General features: G+C 46.2%; 12 protein-coding genes. 6 read left to right on the top strand and 6 right to left on the bottom strand.

Annotated features, from left to right (window positions below; translation table 11 throughout):
• The first annotated feature begins 65 nt into the window (after positions 1-65).
• The 4 genes from OQY15_RS19460 to OQY15_RS19445 are packed head-to-tail and all read left to right on the top strand — an operon-like array spanning position 66 to position 6,457.
• On the top strand, positions 66-1,136 hold the full coding sequence (locus OQY15_RS19460) for an efflux RND transporter periplasmic adaptor subunit (protein WP_265793595.1): 1,071 nt from the start codon (positions 66-68) through the stop codon (positions 1,134-1,136).
• Positions 1,137-1,149: 13 nt separating this feature from the next.
• Positions 1,150-4,260: an efflux RND transporter permease subunit gene (locus tag OQY15_RS19455; protein ID WP_265793594.1), complete on the top strand. Its 3,111-nt coding sequence runs from the start codon at positions 1,150-1,152 to the stop codon at positions 4,258-4,260.
• 11 nt (positions 4,261-4,271) lie between these two features.
• Positions 4,272-5,585 (top strand): TolC family protein, encoded by a 1,314-nt coding sequence (locus tag OQY15_RS19450; protein ID WP_265793593.1) that lies wholly within the window; start codon positions 4,272-4,274, stop codon positions 5,583-5,585.
• Between the two features lie 17 nt (positions 5,586-5,602).
• Positions 5,603-6,457 carry an N-acetylglucosamine kinase gene (locus OQY15_RS19445; protein WP_265793592.1) on the top strand — a complete coding sequence of 285 codons (855 nt, stop codon included), beginning with the start codon at positions 5,603-5,605 and terminating at the stop codon, positions 6,455-6,457.
• 26 nt (positions 6,458-6,483) lie between these two features.
• Here OQY15_RS19445 and OQY15_RS19440 read toward each other — a convergent pair whose 3' ends face one another.
• Positions 6,484-6,942 (bottom strand): hypothetical protein, encoded by a 459-nt coding sequence (locus tag OQY15_RS19440; protein WP_265793591.1) that lies wholly within the window; start codon positions 6,940-6,942, stop codon positions 6,484-6,486.
• Between the two features lie 68 nt (positions 6,943-7,010).
• Between OQY15_RS19440 and OQY15_RS19435 the strand changes: the two genes are divergently transcribed.
• On the top strand, positions 7,011-9,080 hold the full coding sequence (locus OQY15_RS19435; protein ID WP_265793590.1) for a S8 family serine peptidase: 2,070 nt from the start codon (positions 7,011-7,013) through the stop codon (positions 9,078-9,080).
• Positions 9,081-9,087: 7 nt separating this feature from the next.
• Here OQY15_RS19435 and OQY15_RS19430 read toward each other — a convergent pair whose 3' ends face one another.
• Together OQY15_RS19430 and OQY15_RS19425 are read right to left on the bottom strand one after the other, a co-directional pair.
• Positions 9,088-9,594 (bottom strand): GAF domain-containing protein, encoded by a 507-nt coding sequence (locus tag OQY15_RS19430; protein WP_265793589.1) that lies wholly within the window; start codon positions 9,592-9,594, stop codon positions 9,088-9,090.
• A 133-nt stretch (positions 9,595-9,727) separates the two neighbouring features.
• On the bottom strand, positions 9,728-9,916 hold the full coding sequence (locus OQY15_RS19425; protein WP_265793588.1) for a hypothetical protein: 189 nt from the start codon (positions 9,914-9,916) through the stop codon (positions 9,728-9,730).
• 84 nt (positions 9,917-10,000) lie between these two features.
• Between OQY15_RS19425 and OQY15_RS19420 the strand changes: the two genes are divergently transcribed.
• Positions 10,001-10,372, top strand: a complete 372-nt coding sequence (locus OQY15_RS19420) for a response regulator (protein WP_265793587.1) — start codon at positions 10,001-10,003, stop codon at positions 10,370-10,372.
• Here the strand turns inward: OQY15_RS19420 and OQY15_RS19415 are convergent.
• From OQY15_RS19415 to OQY15_RS19405, 3 genes are all read right to left on the bottom strand, one after another.
• Positions 10,369-12,333, bottom strand: a complete 1,965-nt coding sequence (locus OQY15_RS19415) for an OmpA family protein (RefSeq protein WP_265793586.1) — start codon at positions 12,331-12,333, stop codon at positions 10,369-10,371. The two genes, OQY15_RS19420 and OQY15_RS19415, sit on opposite strands and share 4 nt — an antisense overlap.
• A gap of 62 nt (positions 12,334-12,395) precedes the next feature.
• Positions 12,396-13,388: a PorP/SprF family type IX secretion system membrane protein gene (locus OQY15_RS19410; RefSeq protein WP_265793585.1), complete on the bottom strand. Its 993-nt coding sequence runs from the start codon at positions 13,386-13,388 to the stop codon at positions 12,396-12,398.
• Positions 13,389-13,412: 24 nt separating this feature from the next.
• Positions 13,413-24,419, bottom strand: a complete 11,007-nt coding sequence (locus OQY15_RS19405) for a putative Ig domain-containing protein (protein WP_265793584.1) — start codon at positions 24,417-24,419, stop codon at positions 13,413-13,415.
• Between the last annotated feature and the right edge of the window lie 130 nt (positions 24,420-24,549).

Below are 24,549 nucleotides of genomic sequence, written 5' to 3'. Positions count from 1 at the left end.
ACAAGTACCATTCGAGAAGTTATTTGAATATTTTTGTTTTCACTTAATCGCTCCCTTAACCACATATGAAACTGAAATACCTTGTCTATGCCCTACTTTTTGCAGGGATTGTTTACCTTGTTTATCACCGTATTACTACCAATAAGAAGATGGAGGGATCGGGTGCCGGAGCTGGTGCTAAAGGTGGTAAAACACAAAGTTTTGCGGTAAACGGCATCGTTATCAAACCTGCGTCTTTTGCCAACAACCTGGATGTTACCGGAACTATTGAAGCCAATGAATCTGTATCACTTCAAAGTGAAGTTTCAGGTTTGGTTACAGGCATATTTTTCAAAGAGGGCAGCAATGTCAGTAAGGGAAGTGTACTGGTAAAAATTAATGACCGCGATATACAGGCACAGCTGCAGGAGGCACTGACCAAACAAAATTTATCTGCCAGCAATGAAAACCGTGCGAAACAGCTGCTCGCCAAAGGCGCTATCAGTCAGGAAGAATATGATGCTTCCCTGGCCGACCTGAAATCGCTGAAAGCACAGGGCCAGCTGATCAGGGCACAACTGGCAAAAACATCGATCATCGCTCCTTTCAGCGGTAAAATTGGTTTGCGTTCCATATCTGTCGGCGTATATATTACTCCAACCACCGTGATTGCAAATCTGTTGAGCACCAATCCAGTGAAAGTCAATTTCTCTGTTCCTGAAAAATATATGGGCCAGATCAAAATGAACTCCAGCATTACCTTCCGTACAGATGGCAGCAGCCAGATTTATACCGGTAAAGTTTTCGCCATTGAGCCCGGCATCAATGCCCAGACCCGTACCTTGCAGATCAAAGCGCTCGCACAAAACAATAACAATGAACTGTTACCGGGCTCATTTGCCAAGGTATCACTGGTATTGAGCAATGTTGAAAATGCCATTCTTGTTCCCAACGAGGCTATCATCCCTGTACTCAAAGGAAAAACGGTGTTTGTCAGTAGAAACGGCAAGGCTAAACAAGTTGAGGTTCATTCCGGAACACGTACAGATGCGAATATCGTGATCACTTCCGGCCTGTCTGCAGGTGATACTGTCTTAACTACCGGTGCCATGACTCTTAAAGAGGATGCACCAGTAAAAGTGTCTGTGGTTAAATAATAAACATACCGAAATGAGTATATCTACCACGAGTATAAAGAGACCTGTTCTGGCGATAGTGATGAACCTGATGATCCTCCTTTTTGGGGTCATAGGCTACACATTCCTGGGGGTCAGGGAATTCCCGAATATTGATCCTACAGTTGTAAACGTACGTACTTCATATCCTGGAGCGAATTCTGATATCATTGAATCACAAATTACAGAACCCCTGGAGAAATCCATCAACGGCATTGACGGGATCAGAAACATTACCTCATCCAGTAACCAGGGAAGCAGTAATATCACTATCGAGTTTAATCTGGACAAAAATATTGAAGAAGCCGCCAATGATGTGCGTGATAAAGTTTCACAGGCAGCAAGGAGCTTACCAAAAGATATCGACGGCAACCCTGTAGTCAGTAAAGCGGATGCCAACTCCGATCCGATCATCACCATGACGGTGCAGAGCGATAAAAGAAATGCACTGGAATTGAGCGACTACGCAGAAAACGTAATTGCAGAGCGCATTCAAACCATCTCGGGCGTGAGTGCTGTGCAGATCCAGGGACAAAGGAGATACTCAATGCGTATACGTATTGACCCTAACAAATTAGCTGCATATGGTCTTACTTCTCAGGATATCGTTTCCGCTCTTGACAATGAGAACGTAGAGCTTCCTTCAGGTAAAATTACAGGTGCAAGCACGGAGCTAACAGTTAAAACACTGGGCAAGCTGACCAACGAAGACCAGTTCAATAACCTGATCCTAAAAAATGATGTAAACAATGTGATCAAGTTAAAGGACGTGGGTTATGCGGAGCTTGGGTCTGAGAATGAAGAAACCATTCTGCGGGAGTCGGCACGGCCGATGGTGTCTGTAGCTCTGATTCCGCTACCCGGTGCCAATTACCTGGAGATTTCAAAAGAATTTGACAAAAGATTTGAGCAGCTGAAAAAGGATATCCCGAAGGATATGAAGCTGAATATCTCGCTTGACAACAGCAAGTTTATTAAAACTTCTGTCACAGAGGTGGCAGAGACGATCATACTTTCACTGATACTGGTAATTATCATTATTTACCTGTTCTTCCGCGACTGGGCAATTGCTGTACGCCCCTTGATTGATATCCCCGTTTCGCTAGTATTCACATTTTTCATTATGTACGTCTGTGGATTTTCCATCAACGTATTGAGTTTGCTGGCCATCGTACTTGCTACAGGTCTGGTAGTAGATGACGGAATTGTGGTCACAGAAAATATCTTCAAGAAGGTGGAGGAAGGATACTCTCCTTTTGAAGCCGCTATTAAGGGTTCCAATGAAATCTTTTTTGCCGTTATCTCCATCTCTATCACGCTTGCCGCGGTATTCTTACCGGTAGTATTTTTGCAAGGATTTGTCGGCAGGCTGTTCCGGGAATTCGGGATTGTAATTGGTGCTGCCGTACTGATCTCTGCTTTTGTATCACTCACGCTGACTCCGATGCTGAATGCGTACCTGATGAAAAGCACAGGGCACACCAAATCACGTTTTTACAACTGGTCTGAACCTTATTTTGTGGCACTCAATGATAATTATGCAGAAAACCTGGACAAATTCCTCAAAAGAAGGTGGCTTGCGGTGCCTATCATTGTGGTCTGCGTAGGGATGATTGTGTTATTCTGGAAGGTATTGCCAAAGGAAACGGCACCTTATGATGACAGAAGCCTGATCAGCATGAATATCAGTACACCAGAGGGTGCATCTTTTGATTATACAGACGCTTTTGTGATGAAGATCACCAAGATGATCCAGGATTCTGTACCAGAGAAACAAGTACTGATCACCATCAGTTCACCAAGTTTTGGAGGTTCCGGTTCTGTGAACAGCGGTATTGTAAGAATTGGTCTTAGTCCCCCGGGTGAGCGTGAACGCTCGCAGGAAGAGATTGCGGCGCAGCTGACCAGGATCACCAGAAAATATTCAGAAGGAAAAGTAGTAGTTACCCAGCAGCCAACGATATCTGTAGGCCGCCGCGGTGGACTGCCGATCAGTTATATCATCCAGGCACAGAACTTCGAGAAGCTGCGCGAGAAGGTACCATTGTTTATGGATGAGGTAAGTAAAGACCCAACCTTTACGGTATCTGATGTGAATTTGAAATTCAATAAGCCAGAGATCAACCTGACGATCGACCGCGACAAAGCGAAGAACCTGGGCGTGTCGGTATCGGCCATAGCTCAAACACTACAACTCGGACTGAGTGGTCAGCGCTTCTCCTACTTCTTTATGAATGGAAAGCAGTACCAGGTAATCGGCCAGTTTGACCGTGGTAACCGTAAAGATCCTTTAGACCTCAGCTCTGTGTATGTGCGCAGTGACAAGGGTGAGCTCATACAGATAGACAACCTGGTAACCGCGAAGGAAGAGAGTAGTCCGCCGCAGCTGTACAGAAACAATCGTTTTACTGCTGCTACAGTTTCTGCGGGTCTGGCACCTGGAAAAAGTATTGGCGACGGCATCGAGGCCATGGACAGGATCAGCGCAAAGATCCTGAATGAATCATTCTCGACCGACCTAAGTGGCGAATCTCGGGATTTCAAGGAGAGTTCTTCCAATACGCTTTTTGCCTTCGGTCTGGCCTTACTGCTGGTTTACCTGATCCTGTCTGCACAATTCGAAAGTTTTAAAGATCCGGTGATCATTATTTTAACCGTACCTATGGCTGTTGCCGGGGCATTCCTGTCGCTCTGGTTGTTTGGACAAAGCTGGAATATTTTCAGTCAGATCGGTACGATCATGCTGATCGGACTGGTAACCAAAAACGGTATCCTGATTGTAGAATTTGCCAATCAGCTTAAGGAAGAGGGTAAAAATGTTCAGGATGCCATCAGAGAGGCTTCGGTTTCACGTTTACGGCCGATCCTGATGACCAGTCTCGCTATCGCCATCGGTGCCTTGCCAATTGCCATGGCATTGGGTGCAGCGGCCAAAAGCAGAATGGGCATGGGTATCGTCATCGTGGGAGGAACAACATTCTCACTGGTGCTGACGCTATTCGTTATCCCTTCGATTTATTCATACTGGTCTAAGGAACATAAAGCAAACACCGAACTGGAAAGATCTCTAAAAGCAGCATTGGCTGAAGAAACTGCCACAGCCTAAACTACAGACAAATGAACAAACACATATTTTATTCGTTGGCCGTGTTGATCACCTGCTGTACACAAATCGTGAATGGGCAGGATACGCTCAGGCTTGAAAACGCAATCACTACTGCATTAAAAAACAATTTTGATATACGCCTGGGAACTAATGACGTCGCTATTGCCAGAAACAATGTGAACATCGGAAATGCAGGGATGCTGCCTACGCTTGGGGGAACATTCGGTGAGAATGGCAGCAGACAAAACACTACACAAACCCGGTCTACAGGCGCAGAAATTGAAGCCAGGGGGGTACGTAACACCAACATGAGTTATGGTGCGGCATTGGACTGGACGATCTTTGATGGTTTGCAGATGTTTACCAACTATGAGCGCCTCAAAGAACTACAAAAACAAGGAGAAGCTGGTGCAAAGACCACTATTCTGAGTACCGTATCAAATGTCGTAGAAGCTTACTATGCGGTAGTGAGACAGCAGAAGCTGGTAAGAGCGACAGACAGTGCCATGGTAGTTTCGCGGTTAAGGGTTGTGATCGCCGAAAACAAACTTCAGATTGGCAGGGGCTCGAAACTGGATGTGGTAACGGCGAAGGTAGATTTCAATACCGATACTACCACTTACCTGCAGCAAAAGAACATTCTCAACACATCAAGAGTTGCGCTAAACCAGTTAATGGCGAGAGATCTGAATATTACGTTTATTGCTGATGAGACATTCGAGATTGAAAGCAATATGAAACTGGCAGAACTGGAAACACAGACTATGCAGATGAATCCCAACCTGCAGTTTGCCATTATCAACAAAAGACTGGCCGACCTGAACCTTAAGGCCGTGAAAGGACAACGCTATCCTGTGATAGCTGTAAACGGTGGATACCAGTTTTCTAGAAGTGCCAGTCCAACAGGATTTACGACCCGTGCACGTGCTGATGGATTTACTTATGGGTTAACCGCTAATCTGAATATCTTTAACGGCTTCCTGCAGCGGCAGAACGAAAGAAATGCCAAGGTAGAGATTAACTCATCAGAGCTGACACTCGATAAGACCAGACAAGATGTAAAAGCTTTGCTCATCTCCACTTACCAGAACTACCTGACCAACCTGGATCTTCTGAAGGTAGAGACGGGCAATGTAGACCTGGCCAAACAAAATCTGGATATTACCTTTGAGAAGTATCGTTTAGGCAGTATTACGCCATTGGAATTGCGTGAAGCGCAAAGAAACTCCATAAATGCGATTATCCGTTTTCTGGATGCTGAGTATCAGGCGAAACTAACAGAAATCAATCTTAAAGAGGTTAGCGGCACATTAAAAGTTCAATAAAGTCGTTACTTTTGTATATGATTTTAGTAGCAGATAGCGGATCGACCAAAACTGATTGGTTAGGGTACAAGTCCGGGAAAACAATTAGTTTCAACACACAGGGTATCAACCCATATTTTTTAAATGCACAGGATATATATAAAGTCCTGGCAAAAGTTCAAATGCTGGGTGAGTTTGCTGAAGAAGTAAAGGAAATCTATTTTTATGGTGCAGGCTGCTCTACACCGGATAAACATGAAGTAATTTCCAATGGCTTATCATTATTTTTTCCAAAAGCATTTATCAGTGTTGAAAATGATCTGATTGGTTCTGCATATGCTACCTGCGGCGACGAGAAAGGTTTGATCTGTATCCTGGGTACAGGCTCAAATGTTTCATATTTTGATGGTGTATCTACTTACGACAGCAACTATGGTCTTGGTTATATCTTAGGGGATGAAGGATCCGGAACCTTTTTCGGAAGAAAAATGATCACTTCTTATTTGTACAAACAAATGCCTGAAGATCTGAGAACACTTTTTGAAAAAGATTATGAAATTGATAAGGAAACGGTAATCACCAATGTTTATCAGCGTCCACTGCCAAACACCTACCTCGCCGGATTCAGCCGTTTCATGTATGATAACAGGGAACATCCATTTATCCTGCAGGTACTTGAGGATGGATTTCAGGAATTTATCAATGTCAATATCAAAGATTTTAAAGACTATAAAACTATCGCCTGCCACTTTGTGGGTTCCATCTCGTTCTACTATCAGGATATACTGACCAGAGTGTGTGAAAGAAATGGTATACGTGTTGGAAAGATATTGCAGAAGCCTATCGAAGGGATCTTTAATTATATCCTCAGAAAAGAAGGCATCACCATCTGATCAGCAGAAGTGACGCCATTTGATTGTTAATATACGGCCTTGTAATTCACAAGGATATTATACTTTAGTACCTCATTAGGGAGAACTTCGGCAGGGCTGAGTTCTCCTTTATCATTTGATACGGACGAGAACAGTTTTCCTTCTTCTTCACCGGTCAGCACAGAATATCTTCCTGGTTTGAGTTTAACGGAGTAATTGCCGGCGGTGTCACTTGTAACTTTGGCTACCAGCCTGGTGCGGACTGCTGTGAATAAGGGAGCCGTCCCTTCTGCATCTGCCCCGGTTGCGGTTTCATAAATAAACACGGTACGCTGAATCCCCTTAGGTGCTGCCTTCTGGCCCGGTCCTGGCATCATATTCCCTTCCGCATAAGTTACCTGACCGGAAATACCTTCCTTCAGTTCTGTCTGTCCCGCGTTTCTTACTGTGCAGGCAGTAGCTGCAAATAGCGTTACTCCACATAAAAAAGCTTTATAAAATTTCATCTGTATAGTTATTAAAGTTAAATTTGAGATACACCCATTTCAACGCTCATGCAAATTATCAGCCATTTATGATTCATTATTGCGGCTTAACAAGGTTTGTATGGTGTATACTCTGTGTTGCCGGGCTGAATTATCATGCACTTTACGCTCAGGAAATCATCAGACCAAATGTAACAAATTCTGCATTCCTCAAAGAAAATGGCGCCGCATTACTCGATATTTCCAGTCTAAACCGAGCAAATGCTTTCGCAATAGCGAAAGAAAAGGGATGGAAAACTTTCGGAGAAAGTTCTGACGGAAATATTTTCAGACTGCAGCGGACAGATGACCGCGGACTGCCCGTTTATTATATCACTACCAATAATGTAATTGCGGCTGGAACCACCCGTACTACAAAACTATACACTGGCGGAGGTTTAGGACTCTCACTGAACGGCAGCAGTATTTCTGCGGGAAAGGTAGCCATCTGGGACAGCGAGGGCGTACTGGCCAGCCATGTCGAGTTTGCCGGCGGGCGCATTGAGGTGCGTGACAAGACGACCACTACCGCTGTCCATTCCACTCATGTTGCAGGTACAATGATCGCTGCCGGTGTCAATGCTATTGCCAGAGGAATGGCTTTTGGTTTACCTAAGCTCTACGTATTTAATTTTGACAATGATACCCCGGAAATGTCTGCGAATGCGGCCACACTGCTGATCTCCAACCATTCTTACGGCACGGCCGCAGGCTGGTCGCAAAATACAAGTGTTACGCCGGAACGCTGGGAGTTTCTTGGCGCACCTGGAGAAAACGAAGATTATAAATTCGGCTATTATGATACAGAATGTTCAGAATGGGATAAGATCTGCTACAATGCCCCCTATTATCTGCCGGTAAAATCTGCCGGGAACAGCAGGACTGTTAATGGACCAGCGATTGGAGAAAATTACTACAGGTATAACGCCAGCCGGGTGATGAGCAATGCGGGTCCGCGGCCGGAAGGCATTAGCAGTAATGATAGTTACGATAACATTTCTACCTATGGCACAGCAAAGAATATTCTGACTGTTGGTGCCATCAATCCTTTGGCAAATGGCCCCTATACCGCAGCCAATATCAGGCTTACCACTTTCAGCAGCTGGGGGCCTACAGACGACGGAAGGATAAAACCGGATTTGGTAGCTGACGGGGTACGTGTAACCTCTACCAGCAATGCCGGAAACAACAGTTACACCATTTTGTCGGGCACCTCTATGTCTACTCCCAATGTGAGTGGATCACTGATCTTACTCCAAGAGCTTTACAGTCAAAAAAACGGCAATAATTTCATGCGTTCAGCCACGTTGAAAGCTTTGGCAATAGGCACTGCAACGGATGCAGGAACGGCAGAAGGCCCCGATTACAGCTATGGCTGGGGTTTGCTCAATATGGAAGCTGCTGCACAGGCTATCCTGGACAATGGTACAAGGGCTAAAATTGCGGAAAATATTTTATCTCAGGGGGACCAGCAATTTCTGGAAGTGACGGCAACAGGGACATCCCCGATCAAAGCTACCATCTGCTGGACAGATCCCGAGGCAGTAGCCATCAGTTCGTTAAACGGATTGAACAACAGGACTCCGCGGCTGATCAATGACCTGGACCTGCGTGCAGTACATGGATCGGAAAGCTATAACCCCTGGGTGCTTGACCCGGCAAATCCTGCTGCAGCAGCTATAAGAGGCGACAATACCCGCGATAATGTAGAGCAGGTGCTGATCAGCAATCCACTCGCAGGAGCTGTATACAGGTTTAAGGTTTCGCACAAGGGGCAGCTCAAACGCGGGCCACAAGCTTATTCCATCCTCATCACCGGTATCAACGGGGATAGCAACTTTAGTACAACAGGGATAAGTAACAATGAGCTGAATATGGTCATCTACCCTGTTCCTGCAAAAAATGAAATTAATGTTAGCGCTAACATTCCGGAGAACACCAGTGTGCAGGTAAAACTGATCAATATATCCGGGCAGGTGCTTTACCAGGATGACAGATCGGCATTTACGGGAATTTACCAGCATCAGATAAATACATCTTCCTATGTAGCAGGAATTTATTTTATCGTGCTGAAGGTGGGCAATAAATCGTATACCAAAAAGTTTATTTGCACTAAATAACGGAAAATCAGCTTATTCTTTTTTCTATCTCCAGCTCCACCATGCGGGCTATACTTTCCAGCTTGGCCTGTTCTGCCCTGCCAAAGTCCCTCGGTTTCCTGTCAACAATACAGACTACCCCAATATTATACCCTTCTTTGGTTCCAATTGGTGCAGCAGCATAAAAGCGTAATCCATGCTCACCAGCAATAAATGGATTAGCCAATAAACAGCGCTCCTTAAGAGCGTCTTCATATACGGTAACCTCGTCCTTAAGAATCGCAAGAGCGCATAAACTGGTCCCTCTTTCTATGTTAAGTCCAGTTTCGCCATCCTGGCTGGCCTTGGTCCAGACGTTATTCTTATCGACAAAATTGATCATAGCAATAGGCATTTCGAAGCTCATGGCCGCGAGTGCCGCCAGTTCGTTAAAGACTGGCTCAGACAGTGTATATAATATGTCATATTTTTTTAGGCTTTCAAGCCTCTGTCGCTCGTTCTGCGGGATGATATTCTTTCCGAAGGTATTTTCCAAATGATTGCGTTAATTAAGTGATTTAAAGGTTCTATTTTGCATATTTATGCAATTACTATTCCTTTTAAAAAAAACACCTTAAAAATTCCCAAACACCACAGGAATATCAGCGGATCATTTCATAGCGATGACATTAGCGGGTGGCCTCTTCAAACCGGATAAACTGCCATTTTGATTTGGCATCTTTTTCAAAATATACTTTGTAACTTGAATCGGGAGGTAGAGTAAAATGGAAAGACAGCGATTTTTCTTCAGGATCTTTGGGTAGGAAACTGGGAAGTAAGGTATTAGCGATGGCTTCAATCTGATCTTTTAACTGCATATAGTTTTTAGGAATATAAAAAGACAAAAGTATCATTTCTTTTCTCCAATCACGGCATTATAGTTGTTCGGGAGGAGTCAAATCATGAATAGAATACTTGTTGTAGACGACGATCCGGACTTGCTGGAAGTAGTGCAAATCATATTAGAGCAGAATAATTACAGGGTTTTTCCGCTGATGACCGGCAGGCCGATTTTCAGAATTATCGAGGAATTCAAACCCGATCTAATTCTAATGGATATTATGCTCGACGGCATGGATGGCAGGGCGATCTTTAAGGAGATCAGAAGCCGGGAGATGACGGCACACCTCCCGGTGATTCTAACTTCAGGTGGTTTCTCCGAGGATTATGTCATGAGGGAGAGTTTACACTCGTCAGACTACCTGGAAAAACCTTTTGAAATGTCCGAGATGCTAAAGAAGATTGAGAAGCTCCTCAAGCGCACCTGGTATTAGATCTTAGTGATTTTAAATTCTGTTCTCCTGTTTTGCTGACGACCCAGGAAGTTATCTTTGCCATTAGGGAACTGATTTGGCGCCACCGGCTTACTAAATCCATAACCTTTACTTTTCAGCCGCTCTGAGGCAATTCCTTTCATAATCAGATATGTTGCGCAGGAATGTGCCCGTTTATCTGACAGGTTGAGGTTGTAATTTTTTGAACCAACATTGTCTGTATGGGCACTGAGTTCGATCTCCATTGTTGGATTATCTGTCAGCAGTGTATACAACACATCCAGCTGCTTTTCTGATCCCGGTGTGAGCTCTGCACTATTAAAATCGTACAAGACATCCTTCAGCACGATAGGGACATTGATGGCAAAGGGTCTGAGGCACAACCTTGGATTTACCAGTGTATCGGCCTTGGCCAGCTCCTCATAATTATAGCTGATCATTTTTTTCAGATAATCAGATTTTTCCGCAGTGATCTTCAGGGCGCGGTTAGAGTTGATCTTAAAATTATATTTACCATCACGTCCCACGGTCATCCTTAACTCCTGTGAAGAATCACTTAGCGTAACAACAGCTCCATTTAAGGGTCTGTCTGTCAGACAATCGAGTATCGTACCCTGTACGGTAATAAATTCTTTTTTAACATGGAAGATCTCCAGGCAGCAGACAGACTCGCGGTCTGAACTGATATAACCTTCAGTATCGGCGTCATTCAGCGGCGTAAAGTACGCATCGTCTTTTGACGAGTTGAACGGGTAGCCCAGGTTCCTTGGCTCGGTCCAGCTGCCAAAATCACCTTCGCTTTCATAGAAATCCAATCCACCAATCCCCACTCTGCCGGCGCTGCTGTATAACAATTTCTTTGTTGCGGGATTGTAGTAGGGAGCTTCTTCATCTTCCTTTGTATTAATAGTATTTCCCATATTGATAGCCTGCCCCAGTGATCCATCGGCGCGCAAAATGCAGTACCACAAATCGTACTTGCCTAATCCTCCGGGTCTGTCAGATGAGAACACCAGGTACTTGCCGTCTTTGGTGATAAAAGGCTGCATGGAATTAAAGCCATTGATATTTACCTCGGCACCCAGTTCTTTTGGAGCCGACCAGGTGGCTCCGTTTCCCTGAGAGATATTCACCTCGTAAATTTTTCTGCTGCCTTTTGCCGTCCAGCTGGTGAGGTACATTGTTTTTCCATTGGGATGAAAAGCGGGTGCAGCAAACTCTTTACCTGTCTCTACGGCACCAATTCGTTTTACCGTTGTGGCAGGGGCCTGGGGATCTCCCGCCGCTTCATAGATCGCATTGATATAAGGGCTTTCCTTTTTAACGACTTTAGATTTTGTCTGTTTATCTTCCAGGACTTCGTCTTTTCCCCCCTTGCTGATCACGACAGGGCGGGATGAAGTGAAATAGAAATTATTGTTGCGTTGCAAAGGGGTGTAATTTGATCCCTGTTCATTGATCTGGTTGAAAAGCTTACTAAATTTATACAGACGTGGATAGCGCATTTCATAAAGCGCAAAATTACAGGAGGCCACCTCAATTTTAGCCTTATCCTTATAGGAGTCAGCTATTTTATACTTGTCTAAGAAGGCATTGAAGGCTGGAATGGCTTCTGAAAACTTCTGATTAGAGCGCAGGCATTCTGCGTAATAAAAAGGGCTAAGCGCATATCTTGGTTCAGAAAAATTCCTGGCCAGGGCGTACCATGCTTCGGCAGCCCTGAAATCTTTATACAGACGCAATGAAGTAGCCAGCTGAAATACACAGTATTGGTAGTCTGCCAGTTTCGGGCTCTCTTCTTTCATCTTATTTTCGAAAGCGTAAGGCACTACAAATCCAATCGTATCCCTGGATATCTGAAGGGCCCTTTTGTAATACTCGGCTGCTGCATAATACTCTTTATTTTTAAAATACAGATCGGCAATTTTCTTATTATTGGAGACGTATGATGTTTGTGCCATTAGCCCAAAACTGAACAGGCACAACAAAAGCATTAATTTAAGCGGTTTCATATGGTGTGGTATTATAAGCGTGGACAGAAGAAATTAGGACCTGCAATTCCTTTGCGGCCGGTAAATGAAACGGACAGCTCAAGCCCCCCTCTGCTTCCGGTTGCGCGGCTTAGGTTAGAGGTATTGAAATCGTAACTCAGACCAAAATTGATGTTCTTGAGCTGCATGCCGAAATAGGCGATTGCGGCATCATCCTTCCGGTAGTTGGAGCCAAACAGCAAATTGGCTTCAGGGTTAATAAAATACTGGGCATAAACTCCCAGAGAGGTTTCTCTGGCTGTTCCCTGCCTCATGTATAAACCATTAGGGGTAATGTCTAGTGCATCACTCACTTTAATGCGGGCGCCACCATGAAATGTAGCTCTGATCGGGATCCTGACATCATTACCAAGAAAGCGGTCTACCGGCCTGGTTAGGTGGTTCGCGGCTGCACCGGCAAAGATGTTGACATTCTTATCATCGTTGGCATCAAAATACATTGCCCCAAAGTTGACATCCGGAACAAGCGTATTGGAAGAACTAAAAGTTTCATTTGTGGGCATCGTAGGATCATAAGCCCCGCCGTTAAACTGACTTCCGGTGGTGATCTTCGAAGGGTCGAAGCTTTTGTTGAGCAAGCCTGCCTGGATTCCAAAATTAACGATATTCAAACCTGCCTGCCCAAAGCGTACCCGGTAGGCTGCCGAGGCCAGGGCACTCAGGTAATTGTAATTCAATGCGCCGGCAGTCTGGTTTAACACCATACCTCCGAATGCAAGGTTTTTTGTAGGTGCCATATCAAAAGAGGCACCTGCTGTAAGATATGAGTTGGAGATAGAGCTCCATTGTTGTTTTGCATTCAGGCTCACCCTGTAATCACCATTGATCACACCCGTAAGACCAGGGTTAAGCCATAGAGGGTTTGCATAATACTGTGAAAAGTGCGGATCAATCTGTGCATTAACCCTTGTAGTTCCCAGTAAGCAAATCAGGCCAAATGAGACGATTATTATAAGTTTCTTCATGTTCTTGATATCAGGTTAACGGATCTATTTTAAAAGTGTAACGGTTCCTTTTCTCATGACTTTGGTACCATCTCTCATCAGTACATCGATGACATATACATACACTCCATTAGGCTGCGGCTGTCCTCTGTAGGTTCCGTCCCATCCCATCGTCATCTGTTGCGAGATGAAGATCACATGTCCCCATTGGTCATAGATGCGCATGGTGGCATTTACCATTGAGCTTCCATAAGCGAAGAAGATATCGTTATTACCATCGCCGTTCGGCGTAAAGGTGTTAGGGATGAATACGTCGTTGTTATCAGGCTCTGCACCTGCTCCGTTATTTGCCCTTCCGGTGAAACTGCCCGAATCACTGGTCTGGCAGGTACTGGTGCCCTTAGCCCTAACCAGGAGGGTTACTGCTTCGTTAGACTGTAGGCCGAACACCAGGTGGGTAGTCCCGGTAGCACCTGAACTTGGAGCTTCCCATGTTGCGCCCCCATCTCTGGACACCTCGTAGCTTACTGCACCTGTTATGGCTGTCCAGCTGAAGGTAATGCTGGTGAAAGTGCTCGACTGCCTGGTGACTACCGGAGTTGCCAGTTTGGCGAGGATAACCACATTTGCCAGCGTCCTGCTGCTCTGTGCTGTACCTGAAACACCTTCTACATAATAGCTTGTGCTGGTAGTGAGTGCAGGCGTCTGGAAGCTTGGCCCCGTGAAAATGATACTTCCACCGGTAGCAGTGGTATACCAGTTATACGTAACACCTGGAATGGCATTGGATACGGTCAGCGTAGCACTGATGCCATCACAACTTTGAGCACTTAACACCATAGGATTAGGTACCCTGACAATAATTGTGTAGGTAGCTGTGGCTGTTGATCCATTACCATCAGTAACTGTCAGTACAACCGGGAAGGTACCTCCCACTGTTGGCGTTCCAGTGATCTCACGTGTTGCAGGATTGAAAGTTAATCCCGGAGGTAGACCGTTCACACTATAACTGAATGGTCCGGTTCCTCCTACTGCGGCAGGTAGTGTTTGCGGACCATATGGAGTACCTACCAGTCCATCTGGCAGAGTAGCCGGTGGCAACGATAAAGGTACGGAGGTCACAGTGCCGACGTTGAGGCTGAAGGCCGCTGTTGCATTACATCCCCTGCTGTCTGATGCTGTGATAGAGAAATCATAATTTCCGGAAACTGTTGGTGTTCCTGAGATTACTCCTGTGGCTGACAATGAAAGGCCGGCAGGTAGACTACTACCTGATGCCAGGGTGTAGGTATACCCCGGAGTACCTCCTGTGGCATCATTGATCCTGGCTACATAAGCAGTGCCATTGGTTGCAGCAGGCAATACCGTAGTATTGAAAGTCATTGCAGGATTTACCGTGAGGTTGACCACTCGTGCGTTTCCGGCAGCATTCTCACATTGAGTTGCATTGCGTACAGTCACATAATAAGTTGCGTTGACTGTAATTGATGGAATATTGAATGTAGCACCGGTGAATACTGCATTGCTTAGGGCAGCATCCGTAAACCAGGTGAATACCGGGTTAGTAACGGTATTGCTGCTTGCAGTCAGGCTGAGCGAAGCTCCAGCACATACTGCGGTTGCAGGCTCGCCGGTGATGATGATATCCGCGCTGGTTGCCCCTGCTCCCAGATTTACGTTGACAGCAGTTCTGCTGCTTGATACATTATTGGAAGAACCTTCAGCATAATAAACTGTATTGGCAGTAACCACAGGTGTCTGGAAGCTAGTTCCGGAAGCGAGTGAAGATCCGCCAGTAGCCGTGCTATACCAGTTGTAGGTTACACCCGCCACTGGATTTTGAACGGTCAGGGTGACTGAACTACCGCCGCAGCTTGCTACACCTGGCACAACTGGAGCCGGAACGGTAACTGTTACCGTATAATTCGCAGTTACAGTCGCACCTGTAGCGTCCTTAACGCTAACGGTGAATGTAAATGTACCTGCAAGAGATGGCGTTCCACTGATCTCCCTTGTCTGAGGATCAAATGTCAGTCCCGGAGGAAGGTTAGTAGCAGTATAGGTGAAAGGACCCGTTCCGCCTGTTACCGCTGGTAAAACCTGAGGGGTATATGGCGTTCCTACTTCTCCGTTAGGGAGACTGGCAGGTGGCAGTACCATTGGAGTGGCACCTGTACCTGTCACTGTCAGGTTGAAACTGGCAGTTGCAGTACAGCCTTTGCTGTCGGTTACCAGCACGATAAAGGTATTTGTACCCGGAATTGTTGCTGTTCCCGAGATCAGCCCTGTAGCTGACAGTGACAGTCCCGCAGGAAGTGTACTTCCTGACGGCAGTGTATAAGTATATGTTGGTGTTCCGCCGGTCGCAGGGTTAAGCTGTACCGAATAAGCTGTGCTGGTATTGGCATTACTCAGCGTAGTCCCCATAAAACTAATGGCAGGGTTTACACTAAGAGCTACTGCTTTACCTGTTCCAGGTTCATTTTCGCATTTATTGGTTCCGCTTACGCTGACAAAGAAGTTTGTATTGGCAGTGAGGGACGGAATCTGATATGTATCACCAGTAAATACCAGGTTTGTTAAAGCAACATCACTGTACCAGTTGAAGACTGGATTGGTCACGGTAGTGCTGCTTGCTGTTAAGGTTACGCCAGATCCGGAGCATACATTTGCCGGTATGCCGGTGATAGTCACATCAGCATCTGTAGCACTAGGTCTGAGTGTAACTGTAACAGGAGTTCTTGTACTTCTGGCAGTTCCTGAAGCTCCTTCTGCATAGTATGTTGTAGTAGCAGCTATTGGCGGTGTCTGGAAGGTGGTTCCTGTTGCCAGTAGCGCACCGCCCGATGACGAAGCATACCAATTGTAGGTTACATTCGGGGTAGGGTTGGTTACAGTGAGTAAAGCACTGTTGCCATTACAGCTTTCAGCATTGGCAACTACAGGAGGTGTCACGTTCACCACCACGGTATAGTTGGTACTGGCAGTCAAACCGTTTGCATCTGTAACAGTAACTGTAAAGGTGAATGTTCCGCCCTGAGTTGGCGTTCCCGAAAGAACCCTGGTGCTGGTATCAAACACGAGTCCGGGAGGAACATTAACAGCCGTATAGGTATAAGGGCCTGTACCGCCAACTGGTGCAGGCAGGGTTTGCGGTGTGTAGGTTATATCCACAAGTCCGTCTTGCAATGTAGCCGGTGGCAGGGTCATCAGACCTACGCCTGCAATATTCAGCGTGAAGGTAGCGGTGGCATTACATCCTCTGCTATCACTGGCTGTGATAGCGAAAGTATAGTTACCTGCAACCGTTGGAACACCAAAAATCTGTCCCGCACTGGTTAATGATAAGCCCGGAGGCAAGGTGTTTCCGGAGGCAATGATATAACTGTAGCCCGGAGTGCCACCCGTTGCAGAACTGATCTGTGTAACATATGGTACCGCAGTTGTTCCTGATGGCAAGGCCGAACCATTGAAAACAATTGCCGGATTGAGGTTCACAACAACCGCTCTGCCATTGCCTGAAACATTTTCACATTTATTATCTCCGCGTACGGTTACGTAATAAGTGGTATTGGCAGTAATCGATGGCGTATTGTATACCGCTCCTGTAAATACTGCATTGCTTAAAGCAGCATCGGTATACCAGGTAAATACCGGGTTAATAACTGTGGTACTGCTGGCAGTGAGTGTTGCACCGGATCCGGCACAGGCGAATGCAGGAACACCGTTCACGTCGATATCTGCAGGTACTGCCGGCGGGTTAACGGTTAACTGAACCACTTTGGCATTAGCCGAAGTATTAGGGCATCTGTCAGACCCCTGTACGGTCACATAGAAATTCGTGTTTCCGGTTAAGGCTGCAGTGGTATAAGCCGGGCCCGTAAATACTGCATTGGTTAATGCAGCATCGTTATACCAGGTGAATACAGGATTAGTTACAGTAGTGCTGCTGGCAGTTAAGGTCACTGCTGTACCAGAACATAGACTGGCAGGAACACCTGTGATGGTGATATCAGATGCCAGGCTGCCTGGATTAACTCTGAGCGTTACCAGCTTGCCTGTTTTACTTTCGCATTTGTCATCCCCTCTTACCGTAACATAGTAATTGGTTGTGGCCGCAATTGAAGCGACATTAAAGGTTGCTCCGGTAAATACTGCATTGGTTAGTGCCGCATCAGTATACCAGGTGAATACAGGATTGAGTACAGTAGTGCTGCTGGCAGTGAGGGTAGCTGTTGCACCGGCACAGAATGCCAGATCGGCACCTGCAACTGAAAGGTCAGCCTCTGTAGCATCAGGTCTGATTGTAACAGATATTACCGTCCTTGCAGTTGTGTTTAAACAATTATTGCTGTTTATAGCCTCTACATAGTAATTGCTGGTACCTACTCCGAGTATAGCAGAAGTAGTGTAAGAGTTGGTATTCGAAGCAAGCAGATTGCCACCCGCAGGAGCGTCATACCAGTTATAGCTGACGCCTGCAACCTGGTCTACGCTCAGCGTAACTGGTGTGTTGATACAGGTTACCGCAGGATTTGCTGCACTTGGCACCGGTGCTGCAGGAATGCCCAGAACTGTCACTGTAACAGGTACTTTTGCACTCTCACAGCCATTTCTGTTTGCTGAAACATAGTAGGTATAAACACCCGCTGTCAAACTTGCAGGAGTTTGATAAGTATCGGTAGTTGCTACCAATGTTGTAGGACCGCTGTACCATTTGTAGGTAATGCCTGCAGGTGGGTTGGCTACAGCTAATGTAGCCTGAAGTCCTTCACACACTGTCACATTTGCAACAGCAGGTGTTGGTGCAAGGATAATTCTTCTTGCATAATTAAGGTTGACAGAAGTTAAAACTCCCAGAAGGCCTGAGTTAAGTTTTAATTCTACGCCATCAAATTGCTGGGCTGGTACAAAATTAATGATAGCATCAGTTCCGTTACTTGCAAATACTACGTTGATGCCAGAACTAACTATCGTTCTTTCATCATTATTACTTACTGTACCACTGTAGGTTGTCAACGTTATGCTTGAGCCCACAGCTGCTGAGAGCCTTCCAGGAAGTGACGACAAGCGTACCCTAACCGTATCACCAATCTGCGATGTGCCGGTAAAGTTTACTTTCTGTGCAATAAATCCGTTAACACCAAATGGAACTAAGAGTGATGAGCTGGTCTCAATGTCATCATCCACTGCAAAAGCTGCATTGGATACCGTACCGGTGGTTATAGTTCCGCCAGCTCGTACCGTCTGGCTGATTGCAGGCTCGCAGGGAACAGATCCCGGATTTGTTGGCGTAGGATTTACGGTAACAACAATACTCGATGCAACAGAAGTACAGCCGCCTACGGTATTACTTTGTGCAGTAACATAGAAAGTAGTTGTACTGCTTAAGTTTGGTGTGATGAATGTTCCGTTTGCGCCATTGGTTGCGGTAGAAACTGGAACAGCCCCACCCAAAGCAGGATTAGTAGTATACCAGGTATACACAAGGTTAGCTGTAGAAGAATTGGCAGTCAGGATGGTCTGCTCACCTGAGTTGATGGTAATTGCGGTAGGATTAACTACAGGCGCAGCCAGTGATCCCACAGTTACAGCAACCGTTGCTCTGGCAGATACCGTTCCGCAGCTGTTGATCGCTTCAACACTGTAGCTAGTATTCGCTTGAATATTGGTTACATTATAAGAAGAAGCAGTGGCGCCAGATATCAGAGTACTATTTTCATACCATTGGTAAGTTACTCCTGCCTGCGGATTTTGCACCTGTAAGACCAGGTTTGAACCCTGACAAGTTTGCTCTGTTGGAGAGAGCAGTGCAGGCACGAGTGGTGCCGGGATTACCATCACATTTACTGCTGTTCTGGAACCGCCGCAGCCATTTCTTGTCGCTTCTACATAATATTGAATGTTCGCTGTAACAGCTGGAACTACAAAGTTCTCACCTGTAAATACAGGTGTACCACCAGTGGCAGTGGTATACCAGTTATATATGATTCCTGGCTGTGGGTTAGTCACGCTAAGCGTAGGTGTCGCATTTAAACAAGCTGTGACGTTTGCGGATGAAACCGACGGGGCTAAGGTGATTCTTCTGGCATAATTAAAGTTTACAGATGATAAAGCTCCCAGTAATCCTGAATTCAGTCTTACTTCAGCCATATCAAACGCTGCTGCCGGTACCAGACTGATGAGTGCTTCTGCACCGCCGTTAAGCAATTGAAGATTAATCAGGCCATTGTTCAGTGCCACGCCATCATTGTTGCTGGTAGTTCCCTGATAAGTAGTAAGGGTGATTCCTGATAGCAGCGAAAGTGATAATAATTGATTGGTAGCTGTTAAACGAATTCTTAAAGTGTCTCCCACATTGGATAATCCGGTGAAATTGACTCTCTGGAATACAGAAGCATTGATACCTACAGGAATTGATAAAGTAGAGGCCGTTTGTTGGTCGCCATCTATAGCCTGAGCCGGGTTATCTACTCTTGCAAATACTGAAACTGTACCGCCAAAACCTATTGTCTGGCTCACGGGCAGCTCACAAAGTACCGGCACAGGAGTTCCGGTACCATTCACTGTAATGGTGATTTGAACTCTCGAAGAAGAGGCACAACCGGTAGTAGCTGAAGTAGCTTCTACATAATAGGTAGTAGTAGCGAAAAGTGGTGGTGTAACATAATTCGCACCCGTGAAAACCGGTGTAGTACCATCAGGCGTAGTATACCAGTTAAAGTTTACATTAGCCTCAGAAGAAGTAGCAGTCATGTTTGCCGACTGCCCCTGTGATATAGTTGTTGCTGCAGCCTGAACTTGTGGAAGTACAGGGCGTGGGTTTACAGTAATTGAGGCGACAGCACGTGTTGCTGAGGTACAGGTACCACTGGCAGCTTCCAGGTAATAGGTTGTATTTGCAGTTAAGGCCGGAGTAACAAAAGTTTCGCCGGTAAATACCGGAGTACCGCCAGTAGCGGTAGTATACCAGTTATAGGTGATGCCGGTTTGCGGATTGTCCACTGAAAGCACTCCTGTAGCACCTGTACATACAGGTGCAACTGTAGCGAGCACAGGTGTGGCAACAGCTGGGGTCACGGTTACAATTACAGGAACTCTGGTAGGGTTCGCACACCTGACACCATTGCCATCAACCCTGCTTACCTCGATATAATAAGTGGTAGTTGCAGTTAATGTGGGTGTAGTATATGTACCGCCTGTGGCCAGTACGTTGCCTCCTGTGGCATCGCTGTACCAGGTTAGCGTAGTTCCGGGAGCTGCAGTAGCACTCAGACTTGCATTAGTACCCGAACAAATTGTCTGACTTCCTGAAACCAGTGTAGGATTAGGCAGTATCACCTGTGCACCATAGATGCGCAGGCTTGTTAATGCTGACACCAGCGTACTGTAGCTTACTTCTACCCTGTCGAATGCCGCAGTTGCCTGCACCGTAGCACTGAACCGGTTTCCAAGTAGCAAACCTAAACTAACCAGGGAATTGTTCAGTGGATAACTTCTTACTACGGTATTCCCGTTCATTACGTTGATCGTCACACCGCCAAGAACCCCCAGATCGGCAAGACCTACAGGTGTCTCAAGATCCAGTCGGATACTGTCAGTAGCAGTACCTGCTCTCTGGAAGATCAGGCGCTGATAAGCTGTTGCAGCTACACCGGCAGTTAATCTGATCTCTGTATAGTTGGTCAAATCGGCATCGGTAGAATTGCCCGGATTCTGGATGGTACAAGCCACGCAAAGTAGTCCGGTGATATTACTTTGCTGCGACACCGCCGCATTACAGTTAGGGTTAACCGGTCCGCTGATTACATTGATCACCACAGGAACTCGGCTCAGGCTTGCACAGCCATTGCTGTTCACTGTCCCTGCATAATAAGTTGTTGAGGCGCTGAGTGCAGGTGTGGTAAATGTTGAGCCTGTTCCGGCAGCTACGGTTCCCGTTGGAGTAGTATACCAGAAGATGGTAGAATTTGCATCAGCAGTAGCCTGCAGTGTAGCCGACTGTCCACTGCTGATAGTAAGGTTGTTGCTCAATACTGTTGGAGGCTCAGGTGCCGGGTTGACTGTAACAGTTACGGGAACACGTGCACTTACCGCTCCTCCCGAGACACCCTCAACGTAGTAGGTAGTAGTTTGCGTTAAAACAGGTGTGGTATAACTACCAGCTGACGAAGGCAGTGGTGTATTGCCTGTTGCAGCATAGAAATTATAAGTTACGCCAGTCACCGGACTAGATACCGACAAAGTAACAGCATTACCGCTGCAGATGGTGGTACCGGAAATAATTGGCTCCGGAACATTGATCCGCAGGGAGTAATCGGTGCTTGTACTTAATCCCCCGTTATCGGACACACTCATCTTGGCGGTAAAATTACCTCCGGTCTGAGGTGTTCCTGAAATGATACGGGTAGAAGGATCAAATGTTAATCCTGCAGGCAGTCCTGTCATACTATAAGTATAAGGAGCAGTACCACCGGATACAGCAGGAAGAACTTGCGAAGTATAGTTTGTACCTACAATACCATCAGCCAAAGTTGCCGGAGCGAGCGCCAATGTTCCATTTACGGTAAGTGTATAAGGTACCGTTACAGCATTGCCGGCAGCGTCAGTCACAGTTACAGAAATAGTAAACGTACCTGATTGGGTAGGCGTACCCGTAATCTGTCTGCTTGGGCCATCAAAGTTGAGCCCCGGAGGAACGTTTACCGCAACATACGTGTAAGGCCCTGTTCCTCCACTTGCTGCCGGAAGAGTTTGTGTAGGATACATCACTCCCACAGTACCATTAGGCAATGTTGCAGTTCCCAGTACAAGAGGATCCCTGACTACGATGGTATAATTGGCAGAAGCGGTCCGCCCTTCATTGTCGCTTACTGTAACCGGAAAAGTAAATGTTCCTGATTGTGTAGGCGTACCGGTAATCTCCCTGGTTGCAGGATTAAAGGTTAGTCCCGCCGGTAAGTTAGTAGCAGTATAAGTATAGACACCACTTCCCCCGGTCGCGGAAGGGATGATCTGTGTAGGATAAGCACTACCTACAGTCCCGTCTGATAAAGTAGCAGGAGTGATGGCCAGCGGATCTCTGACGATGATGGTAAAATTGGTATTTACCGTGTTTCCATCAGCATCTGTCAGCGTTATCGGGAAGGTAAAAGTTCCTGATTGTGTTGGCGTACCGCTGATTTCTCCTGTGGAAGGATTGATTGTTAATCCGGGAGGAATATTTGCTGCGGTATAAGTATAAGGTGTGGTACCTCCGGAAGGGGCAGGAAGTAAAGTTGGCGTGTAAGCCGTTCCAGTTGTTCCCGTTGGCAGCACTGCTGGCGGCAGCACCAGGGCTGGAGTTACATTAAGGGTGAAGCTGGTTGTGGTGGTACAGCCAAAGCTGTCGGTTACGACCAGGCTGAAAGTTACTGGACCAGCAGCAGAAGGTGTTCCCGAGATAAGTCCGGCAGGAGAAATGGTCAGGCCTGCGGGAAGGGAGCTTCCTGCAGCCAGTGCATAAGTGTAACCTGGAGTACCGCCAGTAGCGGCAGGAACCTGTCGGGAATAAGCCCTGCCTACTGACGCATTTGTTAATGTAGCCGTTGGGAATACTAACGTTGGTTTTACAGTAACCAGCACACTGTCTCTATCAGACTCACCGGCACAACCGGCTTTCTGTGCAGATATATAATACGTATAAGTGCCCGCAGCAAGTCCAGTCTCGGTATAGGTACCGGCTGTTGCTGCTGCAACCTGGGTGGTAACGGTGTTTTCTTTTTTATAAAAGTTATAGGTATATGCCGGGTTAAGGTTCTGCCCACTGAGGCTTAGGGTACTCCCGCCACATATAGTTAGTGCGCCACCTGTTGTACCAGCAAATACAGGTTTGGGCACTGTGCGTTGAACTTCATGAACATTGAGTCCTCCTGACAGGATGTTTCCACCAATTGCCAGTCCATTGTTGAGCGTAACCTTTATTCTGTCAAACGGAGCACCGGGTGTGAAATAAACCGGGAATCTGTTATTGTTCCCGGTTGAAGTAAGTAGCTGCAGGTTGAGTAGGTTACCCACTGACTGAACGCCACCCACGGCAGTATTTCCGTTGAAGGCCTGAATGGTGATGGTATTGAGCAAATTAACAGTTAACACAGTTCCCGGCTGCGAAAGCACAACTTTAGCTACATCGCCTGTTCCTGATAATCCGTTCAGGAACACCGTTTGTGAAACCGAGCCCCCCAGAGCGGCTACGCCGGCCTGTATTTGTGAGAAGGTATTTACATTGTTATCGATAGCACGCTCAGGATTAATCACCAGCGTCGTAAGAGAAACATTCAGACCTGTAGATTCACCAATGTTGGTATACAGTGGAGTTCCGCAATTATCAGCTGTGTAATTAAATGCAGTATATACATTAAGGCTGACACCTGAGCCAAGTGACAATCCGAGCAGGGTGCTGGGAACGCGCAGTTTAATACGTACAGAGTTATATGTACTGTTAGGAGTAACGGCAAAATAATTCCTGCCAGCGGCGTCCCTTACGATAGTACTTAAAACACCACCCTGCGGAACCTGTGTACCGTCAGCTCCGGCTGTAGCACCAGTATAGGCTTCGATCGTAACAATCTGTTTGCTAAATAGCCCGGTAAGATCTCCTACAAGGTTAAGCAAATCTAAATTTATACCTGTTGTAGTTGGAGCATCAAAGGGGATATAGGTAGTTTTACCGGCCGGCAAGGCTGCGCCATATTTTAGCTGAATAGACGCTTCTCCCTCAGCATTAAACAAACCAAGTATAGTAGCGTAATTAGCTGTTAGCGTCGCCGGGAGTGTAGAGGTCCCGGAGCTTGCATTACCTGCATTGGTAACGGCAGCATTTGCTGAAGGATTTTGAACTGCTGCCCCACCCAGAGCATTTGTAAAATATGCGATGTTTCTTGTAGAGGGAGCAACTTCTGCATAATTTTTCGTCTGGGCATAAGATTGAGAGCCAAATACCGTTATTAGTATAAGATTCGCAATCAAAAAGAGGTAGTTTTTCGTAATTTTAGGAGTAGAAATTATATTCATTCCGGGAAGCTTTAGAGGTTAACTTTAATACTTACGGCAATTTTAAGAATAGAGAACTTCTCTTTAAGTGTTCAAATCATTCATTACGAAAGGCGAAATCATTCACTCTGATCATTCATTCTGTTCATTT

This window comes from Pedobacter sp. MC2016-15 (assembly GCF_026239695.1).
Classification (GTDB): Bacteria; Bacteroidota; Bacteroidia; order Sphingobacteriales; family Sphingobacteriaceae; genus Pedobacter.
This window is presented reverse-complemented; position numbering and strand designations above follow the sequence as displayed.